Source organism: Paraflavitalea sp., from assembly GCF_059502485.1.
This window is the reverse complement of sequence record NZ_JCACET010000010.1, coordinates 72,801-91,338: the sequence shown is the minus strand read 5'-3', so window position 1 is coordinate 91,338 and position 18,538 is coordinate 72,801. Positions and strand designations below refer to the sequence as shown.

Annotated in this window: 19 protein-coding genes; 10 read left to right on the top strand and 9 right to left on the bottom strand. The window is 47.6% G+C overall.

Annotation, left to right across the window (positions count from 1 at the left end; genetic code table 11):
• Positions 1 to 264 precede the first annotated feature (264 nt).
• Positions 265 to 1,710: a hypothetical protein gene (locus AC5JBY_RS17575; protein WP_495905936.1), complete on the bottom strand. Its 1,446-nt coding sequence runs from the start codon at positions 1,708 to 1,710 to the stop codon at positions 265 to 267.
• Positions 1,711 to 1,918: 208 nt separating this feature from the next.
• On the opposite strand from AC5JBY_RS17575, the gene AC5JBY_RS17570 reads away from it, so the two are divergent.
• Positions 1,919 to 2,944 carry a sensor histidine kinase gene (locus AC5JBY_RS17570; protein WP_495905935.1) on the top strand — a complete coding sequence of 342 codons (1,026 nt, stop codon included), beginning with the start codon at positions 1,919 to 1,921 and terminating at the stop codon, positions 2,942 to 2,944.
• 192 nt (positions 2,945 to 3,136) lie between these two features.
• On the opposite strand, the gene AC5JBY_RS17565 is transcribed toward AC5JBY_RS17570, so the two are convergent.
• Positions 3,137 to 3,355: a hypothetical protein gene (locus AC5JBY_RS17565; RefSeq protein WP_495905934.1), complete on the bottom strand. Its 219-nt coding sequence runs from the start codon at positions 3,353 to 3,355 to the stop codon at positions 3,137 to 3,139.
• A 133-nt stretch (positions 3,356 to 3,488) separates the two neighbouring features.
• Complete coding sequence (locus AC5JBY_RS17560) at positions 3,489 to 3,929, bottom strand: DoxX family membrane protein (RefSeq protein ID WP_495905933.1); 441 nt, start codon at positions 3,927 to 3,929, stop codon at positions 3,489 to 3,491.
• Positions 3,930 to 4,232: 303 nt separating this feature from the next.
• Here AC5JBY_RS17560 and AC5JBY_RS17555 point away from each other — a divergent pair, with 303 nt between their 5' ends.
• From AC5JBY_RS17555 to AC5JBY_RS17545, 3 genes are all read left to right on the top strand, one after another.
• A complete protein-coding gene (locus tag AC5JBY_RS17555; protein ID WP_495905932.1) occupies positions 4,233 to 4,703 on the top strand; it encodes a (2Fe-2S)-binding protein in 471 nt (156 codons plus the stop codon).
• Positions 4,700 to 6,877, top strand: a complete 2,178-nt coding sequence (locus AC5JBY_RS17550) for a xanthine dehydrogenase family protein molybdopterin-binding subunit (protein WP_495905931.1) — start codon at positions 4,700 to 4,702, stop codon at positions 6,875 to 6,877. The genes AC5JBY_RS17555 and AC5JBY_RS17550 overlap by 4 nt, the downstream gene beginning before the upstream one ends.
• A 101-nt stretch (positions 6,878 to 6,978) precedes the next feature.
• Positions 6,979 to 7,635, top strand: a complete 657-nt coding sequence (locus AC5JBY_RS17545; protein WP_495905930.1) for a hypothetical protein — start codon at positions 6,979 to 6,981, stop codon at positions 7,633 to 7,635.
• 114 nt (positions 7,636 to 7,749) lie between these two features.
• Here the strand turns inward: AC5JBY_RS17545 and AC5JBY_RS17540 are convergent, their stop codons facing one another.
• The 3 genes from AC5JBY_RS17540 to AC5JBY_RS17530 all read right to left on the bottom strand — a co-directional run bounded on the left by AC5JBY_RS17540 (position 7,750) and on the right by AC5JBY_RS17530 (position 11,268).
• Positions 7,750 to 8,253 carry a T9SS type A sorting domain-containing protein gene (locus tag AC5JBY_RS17540; protein WP_495905929.1) on the bottom strand — a complete coding sequence of 168 codons (504 nt, stop codon included), beginning with the start codon at positions 8,251 to 8,253 and terminating at the stop codon, positions 7,750 to 7,752.
• Between the two features lie 29 nt (positions 8,254 to 8,282).
• Positions 8,283 to 10,208 carry a DUF8740 domain-containing protein gene (locus tag AC5JBY_RS17535; protein WP_495905928.1) on the bottom strand — a complete coding sequence of 642 codons (1,926 nt, stop codon included), beginning with the start codon at positions 10,206 to 10,208 and terminating at the stop codon, positions 8,283 to 8,285.
• A 265-nt stretch (positions 10,209 to 10,473) separates the two neighbouring features.
• Positions 10,474 to 11,268 carry an SDR family NAD(P)-dependent oxidoreductase gene (locus AC5JBY_RS17530; protein ID WP_495905927.1) on the bottom strand — a complete coding sequence of 265 codons (795 nt, stop codon included), beginning with the start codon at positions 11,266 to 11,268 and terminating at the stop codon, positions 10,474 to 10,476.
• 95 nt (positions 11,269 to 11,363) lie between these two features.
• Here AC5JBY_RS17530 and AC5JBY_RS17525 point away from each other — a divergent pair, with 95 nt between their 5' ends.
• The gene (locus AC5JBY_RS17525; RefSeq protein WP_495905926.1) at positions 11,364 to 12,251 is read left to right on the top strand and encodes a LysR family transcriptional regulator; all 888 of its coding nucleotides are present in this window, start codon (positions 11,364 to 11,366) and stop codon (positions 12,249 to 12,251) included.
• 104 nt (positions 12,252 to 12,355) lie between these two features.
• Here AC5JBY_RS17525 and AC5JBY_RS17520 read toward each other — a convergent pair whose 3' ends face one another.
• Both AC5JBY_RS17520 and AC5JBY_RS17515 read right to left on the bottom strand, forming a co-directional pair.
• Positions 12,356 to 12,808 carry an SRPBCC domain-containing protein gene (locus AC5JBY_RS17520; RefSeq protein WP_495905925.1) on the bottom strand — a complete coding sequence of 151 codons (453 nt, stop codon included), beginning with the start codon at positions 12,806 to 12,808 and terminating at the stop codon, positions 12,356 to 12,358.
• The gene (locus AC5JBY_RS17515; protein WP_495905924.1) at positions 12,792 to 13,145 is read right to left on the bottom strand and encodes an ArsR/SmtB family transcription factor; all 354 of its coding nucleotides are present in this window, start codon (positions 13,143 to 13,145) and stop codon (positions 12,792 to 12,794) included. Before AC5JBY_RS17515 ends, AC5JBY_RS17520 begins: the two co-directional genes overlap by 17 nt.
• Positions 13,146 to 13,384: 239 nt before the next feature.
• Here AC5JBY_RS17515 and AC5JBY_RS17510 point away from each other — a divergent pair, with 239 nt between their 5' ends.
• The gene (locus AC5JBY_RS17510; protein ID WP_495905923.1) at positions 13,385 to 15,160 is read left to right on the top strand and encodes a serine hydrolase; all 1,776 of its coding nucleotides are present in this window, start codon (positions 13,385 to 13,387) and stop codon (positions 15,158 to 15,160) included.
• A 29-nt stretch (positions 15,161 to 15,189) separates the two neighbouring features.
• Positions 15,190 to 15,990: a 3-keto-disaccharide hydrolase gene (locus AC5JBY_RS17505; protein ID WP_495905922.1), complete on the top strand. Its 801-nt coding sequence runs from the start codon at positions 15,190 to 15,192 to the stop codon at positions 15,988 to 15,990.
• A 54-nt stretch (positions 15,991 to 16,044) separates the two neighbouring features.
• On the opposite strand, the gene AC5JBY_RS17500 is transcribed toward AC5JBY_RS17505, so the two are convergent.
• Positions 16,045 to 16,656 carry a dihydrofolate reductase family protein gene (locus AC5JBY_RS17500; protein WP_495905921.1) on the bottom strand — a complete coding sequence of 204 codons (612 nt, stop codon included), beginning with the start codon at positions 16,654 to 16,656 and terminating at the stop codon, positions 16,045 to 16,047.
• Between the two features lie 218 nt (positions 16,657 to 16,874).
• Between AC5JBY_RS17500 and AC5JBY_RS17495 the strand changes: the two genes are divergently transcribed.
• From AC5JBY_RS17495 to AC5JBY_RS17485, 3 genes are all read left to right on the top strand, one after another.
• Positions 16,875 to 17,234 carry a hypothetical protein gene (locus AC5JBY_RS17495; RefSeq protein ID WP_495905920.1) on the top strand — a complete coding sequence of 120 codons (360 nt, stop codon included), beginning with the start codon at positions 16,875 to 16,877 and terminating at the stop codon, positions 17,232 to 17,234.
• A gap of 4 nt (positions 17,235 to 17,238) precedes the next feature.
• On the top strand, positions 17,239 to 17,631 hold the full coding sequence (locus tag AC5JBY_RS17490) for a hypothetical protein (RefSeq protein WP_495905919.1): 393 nt from the start codon (positions 17,239 to 17,241) through the stop codon (positions 17,629 to 17,631).
• Positions 17,632 to 17,929: 298 nt separating this feature from the next.
• Positions 17,930 to 18,271, top strand: coding sequence for a DUF4339 domain-containing protein (locus AC5JBY_RS17485; protein ID WP_495905918.1), 342 nt, complete (start codon positions 17,930 to 17,932; stop codon positions 18,269 to 18,271).
• The last annotated feature ends 267 nt before the right edge of the window (positions 18,272 to 18,538 follow it).

Below are 18,538 nucleotides of genomic sequence, written 5' to 3'. Positions count from 1 at the left end.
TTAGGTGTATAACACGATAGCCAGGCAAGGAGTGGCTAAATGGCAGGGCGTCGTTAGACGATACAATAAAACGAAATATTGGAGGCGCAGACAATCCCTGTTTTACAGGAATTTCAGAAGGGGGTGTTCTCCTGCGGCTGCAAGTTGCAGAACAAGGATGTATACTGAACGCAGCAATCTATCAATGACCAATTATGTCGACGAGTATAGCATATAGCTCGCTCAATTAGTCAGGCCGCTCAAGCGGCCAGACTGCTGTAGTTATTATTTTCTCTTTAGCCATGCTTCAGGCACTGGTACAATGCAAATGTTCATCGAACGTCCATCTGCAGATAACATCGCAGATTGTATTTGAATACGCGTACCATCAGGACTGAAAGTAGGATGCGGGTGATCGGCCGCGGTGGTTTTATGTCCTGTGGTGAGCAACAGCATCTCGCTGGTACGCCGGTCGATGAGGTACAGGCTGCGCGAGAAATCATCACCCACAGCAAAGCGGCCATCGGAAGAACCGCTTACATGCCAAAGGCCACTACCCTGTTTCGTTTGACCGGCTATGAGCATTTCTCTGGTGCGAATGTTCACGATACCCAGACCGGTAGGCTTTTCACGGGTACCCGAAGGACCCCAGTCAGCTTCCTGACCGGGATTGGCGCCACCTACGCCTGTGGGCGGAGCTACATCGCCGGTGGTACCTGCAATTTTGCGATGCCCCATGATGGCAATGGCCACTTCTTCGGGACCGATTACGGCTTCATGCGTTACCCATTCATAAGGAGATTCAGGGTACAAAGGACGCAAACCGGTTCCATCGGCATTGACGATCCAGGTACGTTGAGGCGATTTACCACCCGTTTCCCAGCAGAAAACAATTTGTCCCGGCACCCAGGGGTTCGTTTGTATATGCCCCACCTGGAAAGGAACAGATACCACATACTTTATTTCGCCGGTGCGGATATTCATCGAGGCAATACCCGAAGGGCCAGCGCCCATATTACGGGGACCAAAGTTCTTTTCCAGCTTCGCATCGGCAGGCAGGTGCCTCGCCGCTTCTTCCCGCCCCACGCGGAAGTACACCCGTTCCTCATCGCCATCCAGTGCCATATCACCACCTGCCTTTATTTCGGGTGGTGTTGTGCCGCAGATGCGCTGATAAGTACTTGCTGGTTTAAGAGTGCCTGCTTTGCTGTCTGCTAATAACTTACCAAGGTCTACTTCGATTATTTGTAGAGGTTTGCCGGTAGTATCTCTGCCTGTAGTAGATGTTTCTCTTTTTATATCGCGCATGAAATACAACTTCATCGACTTGCGGGCGATGTTCAGCATACCCGTATAACCACCTTCAGATACCTGTACCATTTCACCGGTAGTTTCATGGACGGCCATTGCTTCACCCTTTACGCGTGATGACCGGAAAATGAGCCACTGTCCATCCGAGGTCCACTGGTTATGCGTTTGGTATATCTTGGAATCGCCACCTGGCGTACTGGTCAGAAAAGTGAGCATGGTGCCCGTTACCGGGTCTTTTACCTGTTTACGTTCCGAAGGAAAGCGGCGGCCAATCTGGGCTTGTATAACGGCTGGCAGCAGCAGCAGGAAACAAAAAAATAATATGAGCAATAAGTGGGAAATAGCAGGTATATGCAGGCGGCGGAAGGCAAAAAACATACAGGCAATCGTTGAAGGATGAGCAATAATTGAAGTTAACATAGTTGTAACGTCAACTATCCTGCATCATCCTGAACATTTATTTTATAGCTGTAAAAGACAAAAGATGAGCAAGGTCAATATTAGTTTTTAGTAAAATATTTTTTATATCTTCACTATCACGTCAAATACCAGTTATCCCAACGTAACCCCTTTTTATTTCTGATTAGTCCTATTAAGAACTGGATTCAGCTATCCATTACATCACGAAATGAAAACAATGAAAGCTTTTCCGAAAGCAATTGTTGGCCCTGGCATCAATAATTCATTTAGACAGCGTATTGTCAGCAAGCGGGTAAATGGCTTGTTGGTAGGTCTCATCCTCTTTAGCCTGATGCTTGGCCCATGGTTATACTACATGACCGCCAACCCCACTGTGCTCATTGTCATTTTCAACATACTGGCCTCGCTCTTCTTCTGCGTTTACTGGTACAGCAACCAGCAGCAGCAACGCAAGCTGGAAGTAGAAAAAGAAGAACTGGAGCAACAGCTGCTCAAAGCACTCCATGCCAACGACAGCAAGAAAAACTTCATCCGCGAAGTAGTGCATGAAATAAAAAGCGGCTTCAATCCCATTGAAGGCATGGTGTCCTATCTCTCGGAAAACGAGCGGCTGCAAAAAGCAAAAGTGTCTGCCGACCAACTGGTGGCCCACATCAAAGGCGGCTGCTTTAGCTACCGGCGTTTGCTCTCAAATCTGTTAGAATACTCCAAGCTGGAATACGGCAAGAATGATGATCCCATTGTAGAGCCATTAGTGATCAGGTCATTCATGCAGCAGGTCGTAGATGAGTTTCAGTATACGGCCCATGCAGAACAGACATTGATCCTGTTGCAGGTGGAAGAAACTGTGCCGCCTGTAGTGCAATGCGATCCCATTAAGTTGCGGCAGATTGCCAATAACCTCATCCATAATGCGATCAAGTTTGTACGCGTGGGATGCGATATCATTGTGAAGGTCGACCTGAGTGGGCCGAATACCTGGCAACTGGCCGTTATCCATGAAGGAGAAAATATTTCAGACGAGAAACTCCAAAAGATATTCTATCCCTACCAACACGTACGCACAGGCATCAACATGGAAGGCAACGGCCTTGGCCTGTTCATCACCCGCAACCTCGTCGAAACACTCCACGGCCAGATCGGTGTGGTCAGAGGCAAAGTACTTACCGTTTTTGAAGTAAAATTCCCTTTACAACAGCGGCAGCCAATGGAGCAACCTGCGTTGGTTGATTAGAAAGTATTGACAAGCCGATGAAGACTTTCCTTTGTGTCGAACATTTAATGCTCAGGGCGGGCGCTATTCTGGCGTTGCTCTTTTTCGCTAAATACTTAAACACTTCGCCGCTTCACGCCAATTGCCCGGCCCTTTAGGGCCGGGATAAAGATCTCCAACCTTACTGGGCTTTAGCCCATCCTCGTTAATGTGCTAAAGATTGTTGTCTCTTAAATATTTCCTGAACTTTCTCACTTTTAATGCGGCAGCACCGGTTAGCATGATCCCAAATATGGAGATGTAAATGCCATAGACGGAGGATGAGTTGGTGCCGAATTTATAAAGCGATATACCAGCCGCCAATATGAGTAAGCCTGCAATAAAAGGGATTAATAAGTTTCTCCAGGTTCGTTTTATTTCATCTTGGGTCATGCTGTAATGATAGTAAAAATCTCATTCGCTGGCAAATAAAGGGCCTTGCCTGTTGCGCTTTGCGCAAACAGACTTAAATGCATGATGACAAGCACATAGTGAAATGGTGCTACGGAGACTCCCGGTCCTGAACTCATTTACTCGTAGCATCCATATAAGTGTTGAACGACCAGCGTCCATTACCTGCTACTAGAAAGTAACACAACAGTAGCAACACTACAATGGCGAGCAACACTTCCGCAAATGGAGTCCACAAGCCGGAAGCCGAACCGCCAAAGAGGATCGCGCCAATAAGAATAGGTATGTTGATGAGGCACGCAAAACGCGTAAGAATGCCTAATACCAACAATACGCCACCCAGTAAATGCGCAAAAACAATGAAATGACCCAGGGAAAGCAGGAAGAAAGCACCCCAGGATACATGGTTGGAGATACGTCCAAGCTCGTCACTCATATTCTCCAGAAAAACAATTCCGCGGTAGCAAAGGAAAGCTCCTAATGCTATCCGTACAATATCCACCCATTTTGGATGATGCGTATCACCCCAATGCTCGATGCGTTGCAGGAGATTCATATTGTAAGATTTTGGTGTTGAGAGAAAGAACTGTCTTAAAGTTAGGAAGAATTTGTGAGTTGCGATTGTCTTTTAGCTATGCGAGGCTTGCAGCCTCGCATCCCTATTTCCGGGCCTTTGGCCCGATAACTCCTCATTCTTATATACGGAAAAAAACTGACAATTCCTATACCCCTTCCCCTCATAAAAGTTTGAATTATTCAAGTTTAGCTTTGAATTTTGTAAGCGATCGGGTTCGCTATCCCCCTACCTTTACTGAAGCTTCCCCCTTATCACTTTACCGCCACATCTTAACTACCTACCATGATAAAGTTACAAGTCAACAGTAAAAGCTATTCCGTTGATGCAAGTCCGCAAATGCCCTTACTGTGGGTACTGCGCGATATGCTCGGTCTCACAGGAACTAAGTTTGGTTGCGGCATGGCGCAATGCGGCGCCTGCACCGTTCACCTGAATGGTGAAGCCGTTCGTTCTTGTGTAACGCCTGTGGCGCGTGCTGCCAATCAGCAGGTCACGACGATCGAAGGGCTTTCTCCTGATCTTACCCATCCCCTGCAAAAAGCCTGGCTGGCGGAAGATGTGCTACAATGCGGCTATTGCCAAAGCGGACAGCTGATGTCGGCGGCAGTATTGTTGCGCGAAAATCCCAACCCGACAGATGATGATATCGATAAAGCCATGAGTGGTAACATCTGTCGCTGCGGCACTTATCCGCGCGTGCGCAAAGCCATTCACCTGGCAGCTCAAATGCAAAAAGAAGGAGGTAAATCATGAGTACTATTGATATGAACCGCCGTAAGTTCTTACGCACTACTACTGTTTTTGCGGGTGGATTACTCATCCCCTTCATGGTGCCGGCAAGTGCCAGACGCATGGCAAAGTTGGGCACTGGCGCCGTTGATGACAGCGCCGTTGTTTTTGCACCCAACGCCTACCTCGGCATTGGAAGAGATAATACGGTTCACATCATCCTGGCCCATGTGGAAATGGGACAGGGAGCATGGACTACATTACCCATGTTGATTGCCGATGAACTCGATTGCGACTGGAAAAAGATCAGGGTAGAACATGCACCACCGGATGTTCCTTATTTCCATACAGCATTTGGTTTACAGATAACAGGCGGCTCCTCTACCACCTGGTCTGAGTTTGATCGCTACCGCCAGGCAGGCGCCACAGCACGCGCCCTGTTGGTAACAGCCGCTGCACAACGGCTGGGTGTTGCCCCTGAAGCATGCAGCACAGCCGATGGTTATGTGATCGCTGGCGATAAAAAACTGAGCTATGGTGAACTGGCCGATGCAGCAGCGAAACAACCACCGCCTGCCAATGTACCACTAAAGCCTGCGAGTGAATGGAAATACATTGGCAAAGGAGCCAAGCGGCTCGATACACCTGAAAAGATAAACGGACAGGCGAAGTTTGGCATGGACGTACAATTTCCCGGATTGCTCACCGCATTGGTATTGCGCTCTCCGGTGTTTGGCGGCAAGGTAAAGTCATTCGATGCTAGCAAAACAAAAGCGATACCCGGTGTAAAACAAGTAGTAAAAGTGCCATCGGGTGTGGCGGTGATCGCCGATCACTTCTGGGCTGCCAAACAAGGACGGGAAGCATTGAAAGTAGAATGGGACATCGATCCTGCACTCGTAATAGATTCCAAAGGCATGTGGGATGATTACCGCCAGGTAGCTAACACCAAAGGATCAGTCGCTGCAAAAGCTGGTGATGTGGCCGGTACATTGCCCAAAGCAGCCAGTGTGATCGATGCAGAATATCTATTGCCCTACCTCGCGCATGCTCCTATGGAACCATTGAATTGTACAGTTAAGATCACGGGCGATAAATGTGAAATATGGACAGGCACACAGTGGCCCGGCGTTGACCAAAACAATGCTGCCAAAATACTGGGCTTTAAACCAGAGCAGATAACGGTGAATACGGTATTCTTGGGCGGTGGCTTTGGTCGTCGTGCCACCGGCAGCTCCGATTTTGTAACCGAAGCAGTAGAAGTAGCCAAAGCCAGCGGCAAGGCGGTGAAAACCGTGTGGACTCGCGAAGATGATATCCGCGGCGGTTATTACCGGCCCGCCTTTATGCACCGCGTACACATTGGCCTCGACGCTGATAAGAAACCCATTGCGTGGCAGCATAGCATCGTGGGACAATCCATTATGGCGGGCACGCCGTTTGAAGGAGGAGTAAAAGATGGCATCGATCCGGCATCTGTGGAAGGTGTGAATGATTCACCCTATATGGCGGTTGTTCCCAATCACCTGGTTGAATTGCATTCACCAAAAAACAAAGTGCCGGTATTGTGGTGGCGATCCGTGGGGCACACGCACACAGCCTTTGTAATGGAAACACTGATTGATGAGCTGGCACATACTGCCGGGCAGGATCCGGTGGCTTACCGCCGCTCTTTATTACAGAAGCATCCACGCCACCTGTCGGCATTGAACCTCGCAGTGGAGAAATCCGGATGGGGTACGCCATTGCCTGCAGGTCGTTACAGAGGGGTGGCAGTACATGAGTCTTTTGGCAGCACGGTGGCGCAGGTAGCGGAAATATCGATCGATAAAGGCAACTTACGTGTACACCGTATCACTTGCGCAATAGATTGTGGACTGGCAGTAAACCCCGATGGTGTGGCAGCGCAAATGGAAAGCGGTATCATATTCGGATTGACTGCCTTACTGTATGGTGAGATCACACTGGAGAAAGGACGCGTACAGCAACGCAACTTCCATGACTATCGAATCCTGCGTATGCATGAAACGCCTGTTATTAGTGTACATATAGCGCCAAGCACAGAGAAGATGGGCGGCGCTGGCGAACCGGGTGTACCACCTGTAGCACCAGCCATTGTAAACGCCATCTTTTCGGCCACCGGCAAGCGCATACGCAGTTTGCCCATACAGCCCAGCGACCTGGCAGGAAATGCATAAGGCAAAAGGTGGGTCGCTCTGCCGTCCGGCTTTTGCAGCGTTGCGGGAGCGGCTCACCTTTGCCGGGTAAGAAAAAAATGTAATAACATATCTGATAGAATATGCAACAAGCTATTTATACAGTGGTCATAGTAGCGGCACTGTCAGTGGCTGCAGCAAGCATTAAACCTGCAGATGAATCTTCTTTCCCGTCAAAACCTCACGAAGAAGGCTTGATGGAAAAGTTGAAAATGAATGCGGGCACTGCAGAAAGCAGTGCGCTACGTGACAGCCTTGCCTCCGCATCGGCCTTCCTCGAAGTATACAAAGTATTGATGAGCCCGCGTTGTATGAACTGCCATCCCAAAGGCGATCAGCCATTGCAGGGCGACGACAACCACCTGCATGTAATGGATGTGCAGCGCGGTGAAGATGGTAAAGGAATGTATGCCATGAAATGCGCCAATTGCCACCAGCCGCAGAATGTACCCGGAGCGAACATGCCACCAGGCAATCCCAACTGGCACCTCCCTCCTGCCGATATGCCGATGGTATTCGAAGGAAAATCACCGAGGGAATTGGCTTTACAGCTAAAAGACCCAAAACAGAACGGCCATAAAACAATGCAGCAATTAATTCACCACGTATCCAAAGATTCATTGGTGTTGTGGGGCTGGAACCCCGGCGAAGGACGTACACTCCCACCACTGAAACATGCCGAGTTCGTAAAACAATTCAAAGCATGGGTGGCAAAGGGTGCAGTTGCACCAGCAGAATAACTCCCTTTTCTGTCATTTCGAACGAAGCCATTAGAGACCTTAAAAAACAGGCTGTGGCGGCGCAGTGAGAAATCTGCTATCGAAGCAAAAGAACCACGAAGCAAACGCACAACCTTACAACTTCAACATCTTTGCATGAAATTTCCTGCCCCGTGCAGACTCTTTCAAACTAAGTATATACATGCCATTCTTTAAACCGGTAAAGTATAAGTATTCGGTATGAACGCCTGGCGTCAGTTCACGCGTACGGGCAAACACCTGCTGCCCTGCCGCATTGTGCAGCGCAAACGTGATAGTAGTCCTTTCTTCTACATAGATGTTCATTTGCGCAGTAGTATATACCGGGTTGGGAAACACCTTCACAAACCCATCATCGATGGAGAAATCCACTTTAAGCGAATTGGGTTGATGAATCCCCTGCGTGCATATCGGTCCGCTACCAGCTGTAGCAATGATCACCTCCCCTACAGTACTTTCAATGGTATAACTGCCACTGGTCACGGTCCCCGTACCACCACTGGCAATCACGGCCTGTTTGGCCTCCTGCGCAGACAACCGCATGGTAAATAGTACGATGAGTACCATACAAGCCAGGCCCCTGTTGAAGATGCGTTGCATAACGTGAAGTGTTTGGTAAGCAAACATGATTATTGTTTTACAGGAACCACTTCGCCACGTTCACGCTGCGGCGCTTTACGTGTATTGTCATTTAACAAAGTTCCCTGCTCTGCTGCTGGTTTTACTTCCTCTACAACGATCGGATGTTCTTTCGCGTAAGCATCGTGACGGATACCGGTCACCTGCCATGATATTTTACCATTGGGTGTGCCGCCAGCAATGCTGAACCGGTTGCCCGTAATCTCTTGTGATACATAGATGCCGGGAGAAGGTTTACCCATAGCGGTAAGCTGGTAGCGGAATTCCATATTGAGCGCTTCGAAGTAATCGGGCAATTGGATCGTGGCTTCTCCCCTGCTATCCAACACCACATTGCCATTGTAGATGTTCATCATGTCAGGCGATTCTACAAACGAGTGCGAAAGATATTTACGCTGTGGATCGAGCGGGTGGTCTATCTTAAAGCTGCCGGCCGATTTGGAGAGCGTACCATTTACATGCACCCTGCCCTGAAAATAACCCGCCCAGGAATTGGCTCCAACAGCCTGCCCATAAATACCATACGTATTGGCTCCTCGCGCATAACCCCACACTCCTTTGGCTGAGCCGTTGCTGCTGGCCTGGCCCCAGATTCCTGCTGCATTACCGTCATTAGAACTCGTACCAGCGAATATGCCTACAGCTGATCCGGTAGTAGCTAAAGCCTGAGCGTATATCGTGCCGCCGTTATAGTCTGTTGCGTAACTGGTAGTACGTAGTGTAACAACATAAGGGTCGCTGGCACTCGCCAGGGTCAATATAGTACCAGTGGGATTTGACCAGGTATGCCCTATATGGTTGTGATCTGTACGCGATACTGTGTTGGCGCCGCCGCTGCCACCAAAAGCAGCACTCAGCGTTGGGGCGCCGCTGGTGCCGCCACCTTGCAATCCAGGGCCGGCAGTGACGGCTGTAATATCCGCCTCACTGCTAATGGCAACAGTATTGCCGGTAACGTTCAGTGTTGTACCACCACCACCGGTAAGCACGATGTCATCCTTTAAACCATTAAGGCTTTTTACCAACTGGCCCGCCGCCACTTTCGGTGTGGTGACGGCATTGTTGGCCAGCTTTCCCGTAACCACTGCATTATCGGCCAGCTTCGCTGTACTCACCACTGCATCGGCAAGCTTGGGCGTCGTGACCGCATTGTCAGATAGTTTAGGAGTGGTAATCGACCCGTCCGTTATTTTATTCACAGTAACAGCATTGTCAGCCAGCTTCACATTGCTGATTGCTGCATCTGCGATCTTGGTAGTTGTAATAGCCCCATCTGTTACTTTGATTGTTCCAACAGCATTGTCCGCGAGCTTTGCAGTATTCACGGCCGCGTCAGCAATCTTAGATGTCGTAACGGCATTATCAGCCACTTTAACTGTACTAATTACATTATCAGGCAACTTGGCAGTAGTTACTGCTCCATCAGCAATTTTATTCGTAGTAACTGCATTGGCGCCGATCAGTGTAGCACTTTGAGGTCCGCTCACATCACCGATGAGTGAACCGGTGAAAGTGCCAGCTCTTTCTGCCTGTATAGCATAAGGCACGGCAATGAGTTCCATGGTCGCCAGTGCGGTATAATTGGTGCCGCCGCTCAGATCCACCTCCACTTGCAGAAACTTGGCGCCCACTCCCCATGGCACGTCAGCCATCACACCCGAGAGCACAGTGCCTCCACCTACCTGCAGGTTCACCAGACCAAAAGCATTGGTCGTCACTGCATGCCGCTCACTGTACACCACGGTGCCGGTAGCAGTAGTATTACGGACGCTGAAACGCAGTCCGATATTTTGGTTGGCTACAATAGTGCCATTGGCATTCCTCACAACAGCCTGGTAATTGAATTTACGGGGCGACTGTGCTTGCACACAATAGCAGACCAGCAGCAGAAAGAAACATGATAATGACCGTTTCATATCAGGTTAGTTTGGGTGGTTAAAAGAGCGATACCGCTAAACTACTCTGACAGAAACCGGAGGTGGGAATGTTGTATGCGAACGACACAGGATTGTATGTGAAAAGCGAAGACTGAAGTGCGAATGACACAAATCATTTCGGAAAGCTCTAAACGAATTTGCAGGATTATCCCCCGAATATGGGATACAAAAAAGAGGCAGCACTTTCGCCTGCGTTGCAAACGAAAATACCACCTCTGAGAAAACTCCAGATATAGGAAAACGATTAAATGATCGAACGTACAAGACCTCCATCAGCACGCAGCGCTGCACCATTGGTAGCAGCAGCCAGTGGACTGACAGTATACGTCACAAGATTGGCGATCTCTTGCACGGTAGCGAAGCGTTGTAATAATGAGGAAGGTCTGTCGGATTGGAAGAAGTCTGCTTCTGCTTCTTCCGGAGTCATGCCTTTGGAGGCGCCCAGTTGTTTGATGAACTCATCAACCCCTTCCGAGCGGGTAGGCCCAGGCAATACAGAGTTGACGGTTACGCCGGTGCCCACAGTAAGTTCGGCGAGCCCACGGCTTACCGACAGTTGCGCTGTTTTGGTAAAACCATAATGGATCATTTCTTTGGGTATCATGATGGCCGACTCACTGGCGATGAATATGATCCGGCCCCAGTTCTTCGCCAGCATCTTGGGGAAATAATGACGGGAGAGACGGATGCCGCTCATCACGTTGATCTCGAAAAAGCGGAACCATTCTTCATCAGGAATATCGACAAAAGCCTTGGGCTCAAAAATACCGGCATTGTTGATGAGTATATCCACATCAGGCACAGCTTTCAAGAGTGCTTCCACTTCTGCTGCTTTCGAAAAGTCTGCCGGTACGCCCGAAACCTTTGCACCCGGCACTTCTTTTTTCAGACGGGCAATCGCCTCATCGATCCGGGCCGTCGTACGGCCATTGATAATCACAGTAGCGCCTTCCTGTAATAGCTGTTGCGCAATGGCAAACCCGATCCCTTGCGTAGAACCGGTCACCAGCGCCGTTTTTCCTTTAAGTTGTAAGTCCATCCTTGTAAAATTTGACAGCAAAGGTCCATGCTTTACTAGTATAAATAAAATAATATGATTTATAGACATCTATAAATAAATTTATAGATTTGGACATGGTAAACTTCGAATGGTACAGAACTTTTAAGGCGATCTACCAGACCGGCACACTGACCGGAGCGGCACAGGAACTGCTGATATCCCAACCCAATGTAAGCCAGCACCTCTCTTCGCTGGAAGCCTACATCGGCAAGCAGTTGTTTGAGCGCAAGCCGCGCAAGATGGTGCCTACAGAGTATGGTAAGTTGTTTTATACGCAGATCATTGGTGCGGTGGAAAGGCTGGAGAAGGTGGAAACAGATTTCAGGCATACTACCCTGCAGAGTACGCCCCCACTCGTTTGTATTGGCGCCCCCCGTGAATATTTCCATAAGATACTGGCGCCGCGCGTTAGCGCATCGGGCCTCCACATGGCAGTTAAGTTTGGGGTTACCAAAGACCTGATGCAACAACTATCGGAGGGCGAGCTTAACTATGTATTTGCCACTTCTAAGATGGATGAAAAGAGCATAGTGTATGAACCGGCCCTGCACGAAACCTTTCACCTCGTCGGCAGTCCTGAGCTGGATACTTCCGGCCTCAAAAAAGCGCTGGCGCAAAAAGATATGGACAAGGTAGAACATTGGCTGTGCACCCGCCAGTGGTTTGCCTATAGCAGCGACCTGATGATCATCCGCCGCTTCTGGCTCAAGAACTTTAAAAAACGCCCGCCTATCAAGCCCACCTATATTATTCCCGACTTCGATTCCATCATCAGCGCCATCCGTCAGGGCAATGGGGTCACCGTAGTCTCGGATTACCTGGTGAAAGAATTGCTGAAAAAGAAGGAGCTGAAAGAGATATGGAAGGGGCTGGCTCCTACCACCAATACCATTTACCTCGCCTATGATAAAACACGGGTGGATGAGACACAGTTAAAGCAGGTACGAAGATTATTTGCATAGAAAATTATTGGGGAGGCCTCGGCGTCTCAGACTTGTTCGGGTAAATATGTTCAAATAGGAAACTGATTAACAATTAGAATCAATAATAAAATTTACAAGGCGCTTCAAGTCAAAAGGCTGTCCAGCCTTTCAAAAGCAGCCCCCCAGCCGTTGTAAAAACCCATTTGCTCTTGTTGCCTTGCATATTCTTCTGTTGGATGAATAACACTGAAAGTAAAGTTGGTTTTGTCTCCATTTTCTTCAAACAGTACGTGTATTGTTACACCTTCAGTCATTGGTTTGAAGTCTGCGGTAGTTACAATTTTTTCGGGGACAATAATTTCAGAATAGATACCCTCAGAAATAAATTCACTGCCATCAGGCATCGGCATAGTATATTTCCATTTGCCACCCACTTTAAATTCATGGTGAACTACTGTAACCCTCATTCCTTTAGGCGACCACCATTGAACAATATGTTCAGGACTGGTCCACGCTTCCCAAACAGTTTGCCTGGATGCATTGAACGTTTTTTTTATTGTCAGTATCCTTTTGCTAATTTCATTTAGATTTTCCATTTTGTTTGTTTTTTTTAGCGTGCAACTTGTTTACGTATGCTTCAAAAGAGTCAATTTTTTCTTCCCACAATACTGAATATTGGCTTGCCCAATCTGCAATCTTTTTCAATTGCTTAGGTTGAATTGCGCAAAATGTTTCTCTGCCCTCTCTTTTTATTTCCACCAACCCGCATTCATCCAGAATTTTAATTTGCTGAGAAATAGCGGGGCGACTGATATCAAAATATTCTGCCAACGTTTTAAGGTTCATGGGTTGCTTCGAGATAATATCTATTATCTTTCTCCTGGTTGGATCGGCAATTGCCTGAAATATGTCTCTTCTGGACTCAGTAGTCATAATTGATAAGCGTACGCTTACGCAAATATATAGGTAAGCGTTCACTTACCAAAACTTTTATTGTTAAGGTAGATAAATGCTTTTAAAGGTCAATAAAAGGCCATCTGGTTGACCGATTCTGCCTGATTGAAATGTAAACCACTAATGTAAATCGGTTTTAAAAAGAATTTACATTGGTTTACAACCTTTTTACATGCCGCAAGGCTGCGTTGACAGTAAAACGGATAGGTTTGTCAACTATGAAAAAGATCATTTTAGCGGCCCTTTTGTTCCATTGTCTTACAACAGTCACCGCACAGCAGCAGTATGCTAAAGCCGTAAACGAGCAGATCGCCCGGGTGGAAGCCCACCTATCGGGTGCCCTGATCATCGACGGTAAACTATACAGCCTTGCTGAAAGAATGAAACATTACAATGTGGCGGGATTGAGTGTTGCCGTTATCGACAATTACCAGATTGTGTGGGCCAAAGGCTATGGTTATGCTGACAAAAAAGAAGGCAGGAAAGTAACTACCAATACCATGTTCGAACCCGGCTCGATCAGCAAGTCACTAAATGCTGTTGGTATCTTACTGTTGGCACAGCAGGGAAAGCTCGATCTCTACCAGGACATCAACCAGTACCTCGTCAACTGGAAATTTCCTTATGACACCGTATCCCACGGCAAGAAAATCACCACCGCCCAGTTGCTCAGCCACACCGCAGGCCTCACGGTTCACGGTTTCCCCGGTTACCAGCGGGATAGTACAATTGCATCAGTCATCGATATTTTAGACGGCCGGGCTCCTTCCAACACGGAAGCTGTACGATCGCTGGCTGAGCCGGGTACGGGACCCCGCTATTCCGGGGGAGGCACCCTTATAACGCAACAAATGCTTACCGATCTTACAAAACAACAATATGAGCAATACATGAATGAACAGGTGTTCCGGCCACTGGGAATGAACAACAGTTCTTACAATCAGCCACCTGCAGTTAGCCAACGAAAAGATCTCGCAACAGGGTACAAAAGCAACGGCAATGAAGTCCCGGGAAAGTATCATGTGTACCCGGAAAAAGCAGCCGCAGGATTATGGACCACACCAACAGATATCTGCAAGTACATTGTTGAAATGCAGCAGGCTTATCAGGGAAGATCATCAAAAGTCTTAAACCAGGAAATGGTTAAACTGCATACTACGCCTTACAAATATGATGTCGCTCTGGGTACGTTCGTATGGAACTGGAATGGCGAGAAATACTTCAATCACTCGGCGAGTAACGAAGGGTTTACAGGCATATTCGTTGGTGGACTAACCAATGGAAAAGGAGTAGCGATATTTGTAAATGCTGACAATAGTGATCTCATGATGGAGTTATTCAACAGCGTAGCACAGGTATATAATTGGGAAGGGTTTCAAAAGCTTGAGCAAATAACCACCGTGCCGGTCAGCGACAGCCTCAGCGATAAATACATCGGCCAATACATAACAAACGGAATATTTTCAGAAGTAAGAAAAGAAAAAGACGGGTTCTACTATTGGCTGAATGGCAACACCGGCAAAATGTATTTCACGTCCACCACCGGTTTTCGCATCGTTGAATATCCGGGCGTAGAGACTTTTCTTTTCGATCAGGCAGGTACAGTAACCGGTTTTTCGAGAACATTTAATGGTCAGCCCCGCCCAACTGCACAAAGGATAACCACCTTGGATACGTTGAAGCCAAGACCCGGGCAATGGTCTTTTTTTGGTCGTCATTTGCTGGAAACAAAAAATTACGACAAGGCGATCGCCTTTTTATCGAAGGGGTTGGCCAGCGAACCTTCCGACTCGTCGCTGGTAAAAAACTTAGCTCACTCCTATCTCTTTAAGGGGGATCCTACCAAAGCGATTGAGCTATATCGACAATATTTAAAATCAGCGCACACTGGGAACGGGTTAAGCAAAAGTTTGAAAGATGATTTTGAATATTTCCGTAATGCAGGGTTTGACCATTCAGTGATAAAAAAGGCAGGAGAGGTACTTTCTCTATAGGATCGATATTCTTGCTTATCTTTAGTCACATGAAGCCATTCCTTTTTATTGCCCTTGGTATAACGATTGCGTTCGCCGGCTGCAAATCTTCTAAAACGACCACTGCCGGCGACGGTAAATGGATACCCCTCTTCAACGGAAAAGACCTCAACGACTGGTTTGTAAAGATCCAGCACCACGACGTGGGCGTCAACTTCGGTAACACCTTTCGCATCGAAGACAGTATGATCAGGGTAAACTATGACCAGTATGGCGAGTTCAATGACCAGTTTGGCCATCTCTATTATAAGACACCCTTCTCTTATTATCACCTGAAGTTGGAGTACCGTTTTGTGGGTGAGCTGCAGCGCGGCGCGCCCAGCTATACATTGCGCAATAGTGGCGTAATGTACCATTCACAGGACCCACGCACCATGCCCAAAGAACAGGACTGGCCCATCTCCATCGAAATGCAGTTCCTGGGAGGACTGAGCGATGGCAAACCACGCACCACAGGCAATATGTGCTCTCCCGGCACACACATCGTGTACGAAGGCAAGCTGGATACACGCCATTGCATCAACTCTACTTCCAAAACCTACGACGGCGACCAGTGGGTGAAAGCCGAATTGATCGTACTGGGCGATTCGTTGATCACACATATCATCAATGGCGATACAGTCATGCAATACTCCAAACCGCAGATCGGTGGCCCTGTTGTAAATCGCTACGATCCTGCTATCAAGCAGGATGGTAAAATGCTCAACACAGGGTTTATTGCACTCCAAAGCGAAGGGCAGCCGGTCGACTTCAGGCGTATATACCTGAAAGATCTGTCTCCGAAGAAATAGTAGGTAGATTGATGATGGAAGCACCGTTAGGTGCTAAAGCTTTGTAGCAAAGTCTTACCTTGTTCGATCCGGCGCCGTAGGTGACGGTAGGTACGTAAGCACCGTTACCCCACAGTCGAATGACCGGGCATCAGTTAGCGTAAGCTTAAACTTATGTGCGGGGTTGTTGAATAGAGACAGTCCGTTGCCCAATGCCACAGGATTGATGAACAAATGATATTCATCGATGAGCCGGGCTTCTATCAATGAGGCGGCAAATGATGCACCACCATACACGATCATATCTTTTCCGGGTTCCTTTTTCAGCTTATTGACCTCTTCAATCAGATTGCCTTTGGCGAGGTGGGTGTTTTCCCATACTGCCTCGTGAAGTGTTTTCGTGAACACCACTTTGCGCGCCTGCGCAATCGAACGGGCAAACAAATGTTGCGGTCCGGTAGTGTCGGCCGCTACCCTTGCCCAATGATTGATAAAACCTTCTTCCGCCATTTTACGGCTCAGTAATACAGTATCGATAATGGCGGTAAGGTCAATAAAATGTTGTCGCAGCGCTTCGTCCCAGGTCCACAAGGGCCCCCAGTTCCATACCATCCAATCAGAATTACCTTGCGCATCTGCCATATAGCCATCCAATGAGAGCTGCACCTGTAGTTTTAGTTTTTTCATGGTCACGGGTAGTTTGTTATATAAGCTTCAAAATTAGCAGGTTGACAATAGGTTATAGTGGTGTCAATGCGACATATATAGGGGTATTTGCGGCAGCTCAAAAGTTGTAAAGGGATTTGTTTTTAAAATAAACTTTCAGAAATATTTGAAAGTTTGGAATGATTAAGTAGTTTTGTGTCAGCAAACGTTCCAATGCCAATCACCTAAAACCTGCTGGTATGAACACCATCGCCTACATCCTTTACCTGTTTATTACTTACATCATTACTGTTCGGGTGGGGTTCATTTTTTACCGCAATGGTCATGTTTTCATACTGGAACTGCTGCACAACGACGTCCAGCTTACCCTGTTTATCAATCGTGTGTTGCTTATCGGCTATTACCTGCTCAACCTGGGTTATGCAGCGATGATGTTGCGAAGCTGGGATACGATCCACACCTGGACAGAGCTGGTATCGAGCATTGTGACTATGACGGGTCAGATCATCCTGACACTTGCGGTGATACATTTCTGCAACATGGCAGTCATTTACTTGATCGGAAAAAGAAACAATCATTTTATAAACCCCAAAATATAGTTGTATGAACACCTCCTATAATTTTATCGCCTACCTCATCTATCTGCCTGTTGTAATTATACTTACCTGGTATGTGGCGCATACCCTGTTCAAAAACAGCAAAGCATTTATGCTCGACATATTCAACGGCAAGGCGGAGATTGCCATCGCTACCAATAAGATGTTCGAGACCGGTTTCTACCTGCTCAATCTTGGTTTTGCTTTCTGGGTGATGGAGATCGTCGAAGATATTGCCGCTACCCGCGGCATGCTGGAAGTGTTGAGCGCCAAGATAGGCGGTTATTGCATCTACCTCGGCATCAGCTTGTTCTTCAACCTCTACTTGTTCTTCCGGGGTCGAAGAATATCAAAAGAGCGCGCACGAAAAGCAGCCGCTGTGTTTACCAGCGCACAATAAGGATCAAATAAGGTGCTTACCTCAAACGGGACGATGAATGATATACATGAAAGGCTTTAGTTTTTGATCGGGCTTTTTCCTTACCAGCCAAAGACCGTGCGGCGCAATGCCCACGGTCTTTTTGTACTATCGGTTAAGTACACTTGATTCATATCAAAAAAGCGGCAATAACAAGCAGTAGCCGGCAATTAACACAGGCTGCCGATAATAGCAGATTGAAGTATTTCGTTTGTATATAAGCGAAGCATGGTGCAGCATGTAAAATTTCGCCAGCCTTATACCTTAACCTTTTTGTCCTATGAAAAAGTACTACCTGTACAATGGCACCTGCCAATTCGGGCCTTTTACCTTGGCCCAGTTAAAACACCAAAACCTGCATCGTGATACACATGTTTGGTACGAAGGACTCAACGAATGGGTGAAAGCAGGGACGGTCCAGGAACTACAGGAACTATTACCCCCGGCAACACCCCCGCCCTTCATGATTTCCAACAACAGTTCGCAACCTCCGGCAACTTCATTCAATTCCCCGGCAGCCTCCCGGCTACAGACCCGGTTTGTAAATAAGGTAATATTTATTGTAAGCATCCTCCTGCTCATCCTTCTCGTCCTCGTCATCGTGGCAGTTCGACTGCACTGAGTCGACAAATAAAGATTTTACTCCATATTTTGTGGCCCCGCCTGGCAGCCAACCGCAGCCGCTAAAATTGCGTATATGAACCCACAGAAAGCACTACCCGGCCGGGTATGTGCCGTTTTTATATGTTTATTTTCTTAATTTTTAGGCCATTATCGTTCTCGCTAACCGGTAAGTGAGTAAAATAAGTTATGAATATTGCGCGAACGTTTCTATATTAGCACTGTCGAATATCCTCCCCAATTTCCAATTCATAGAATCCATTCTCCT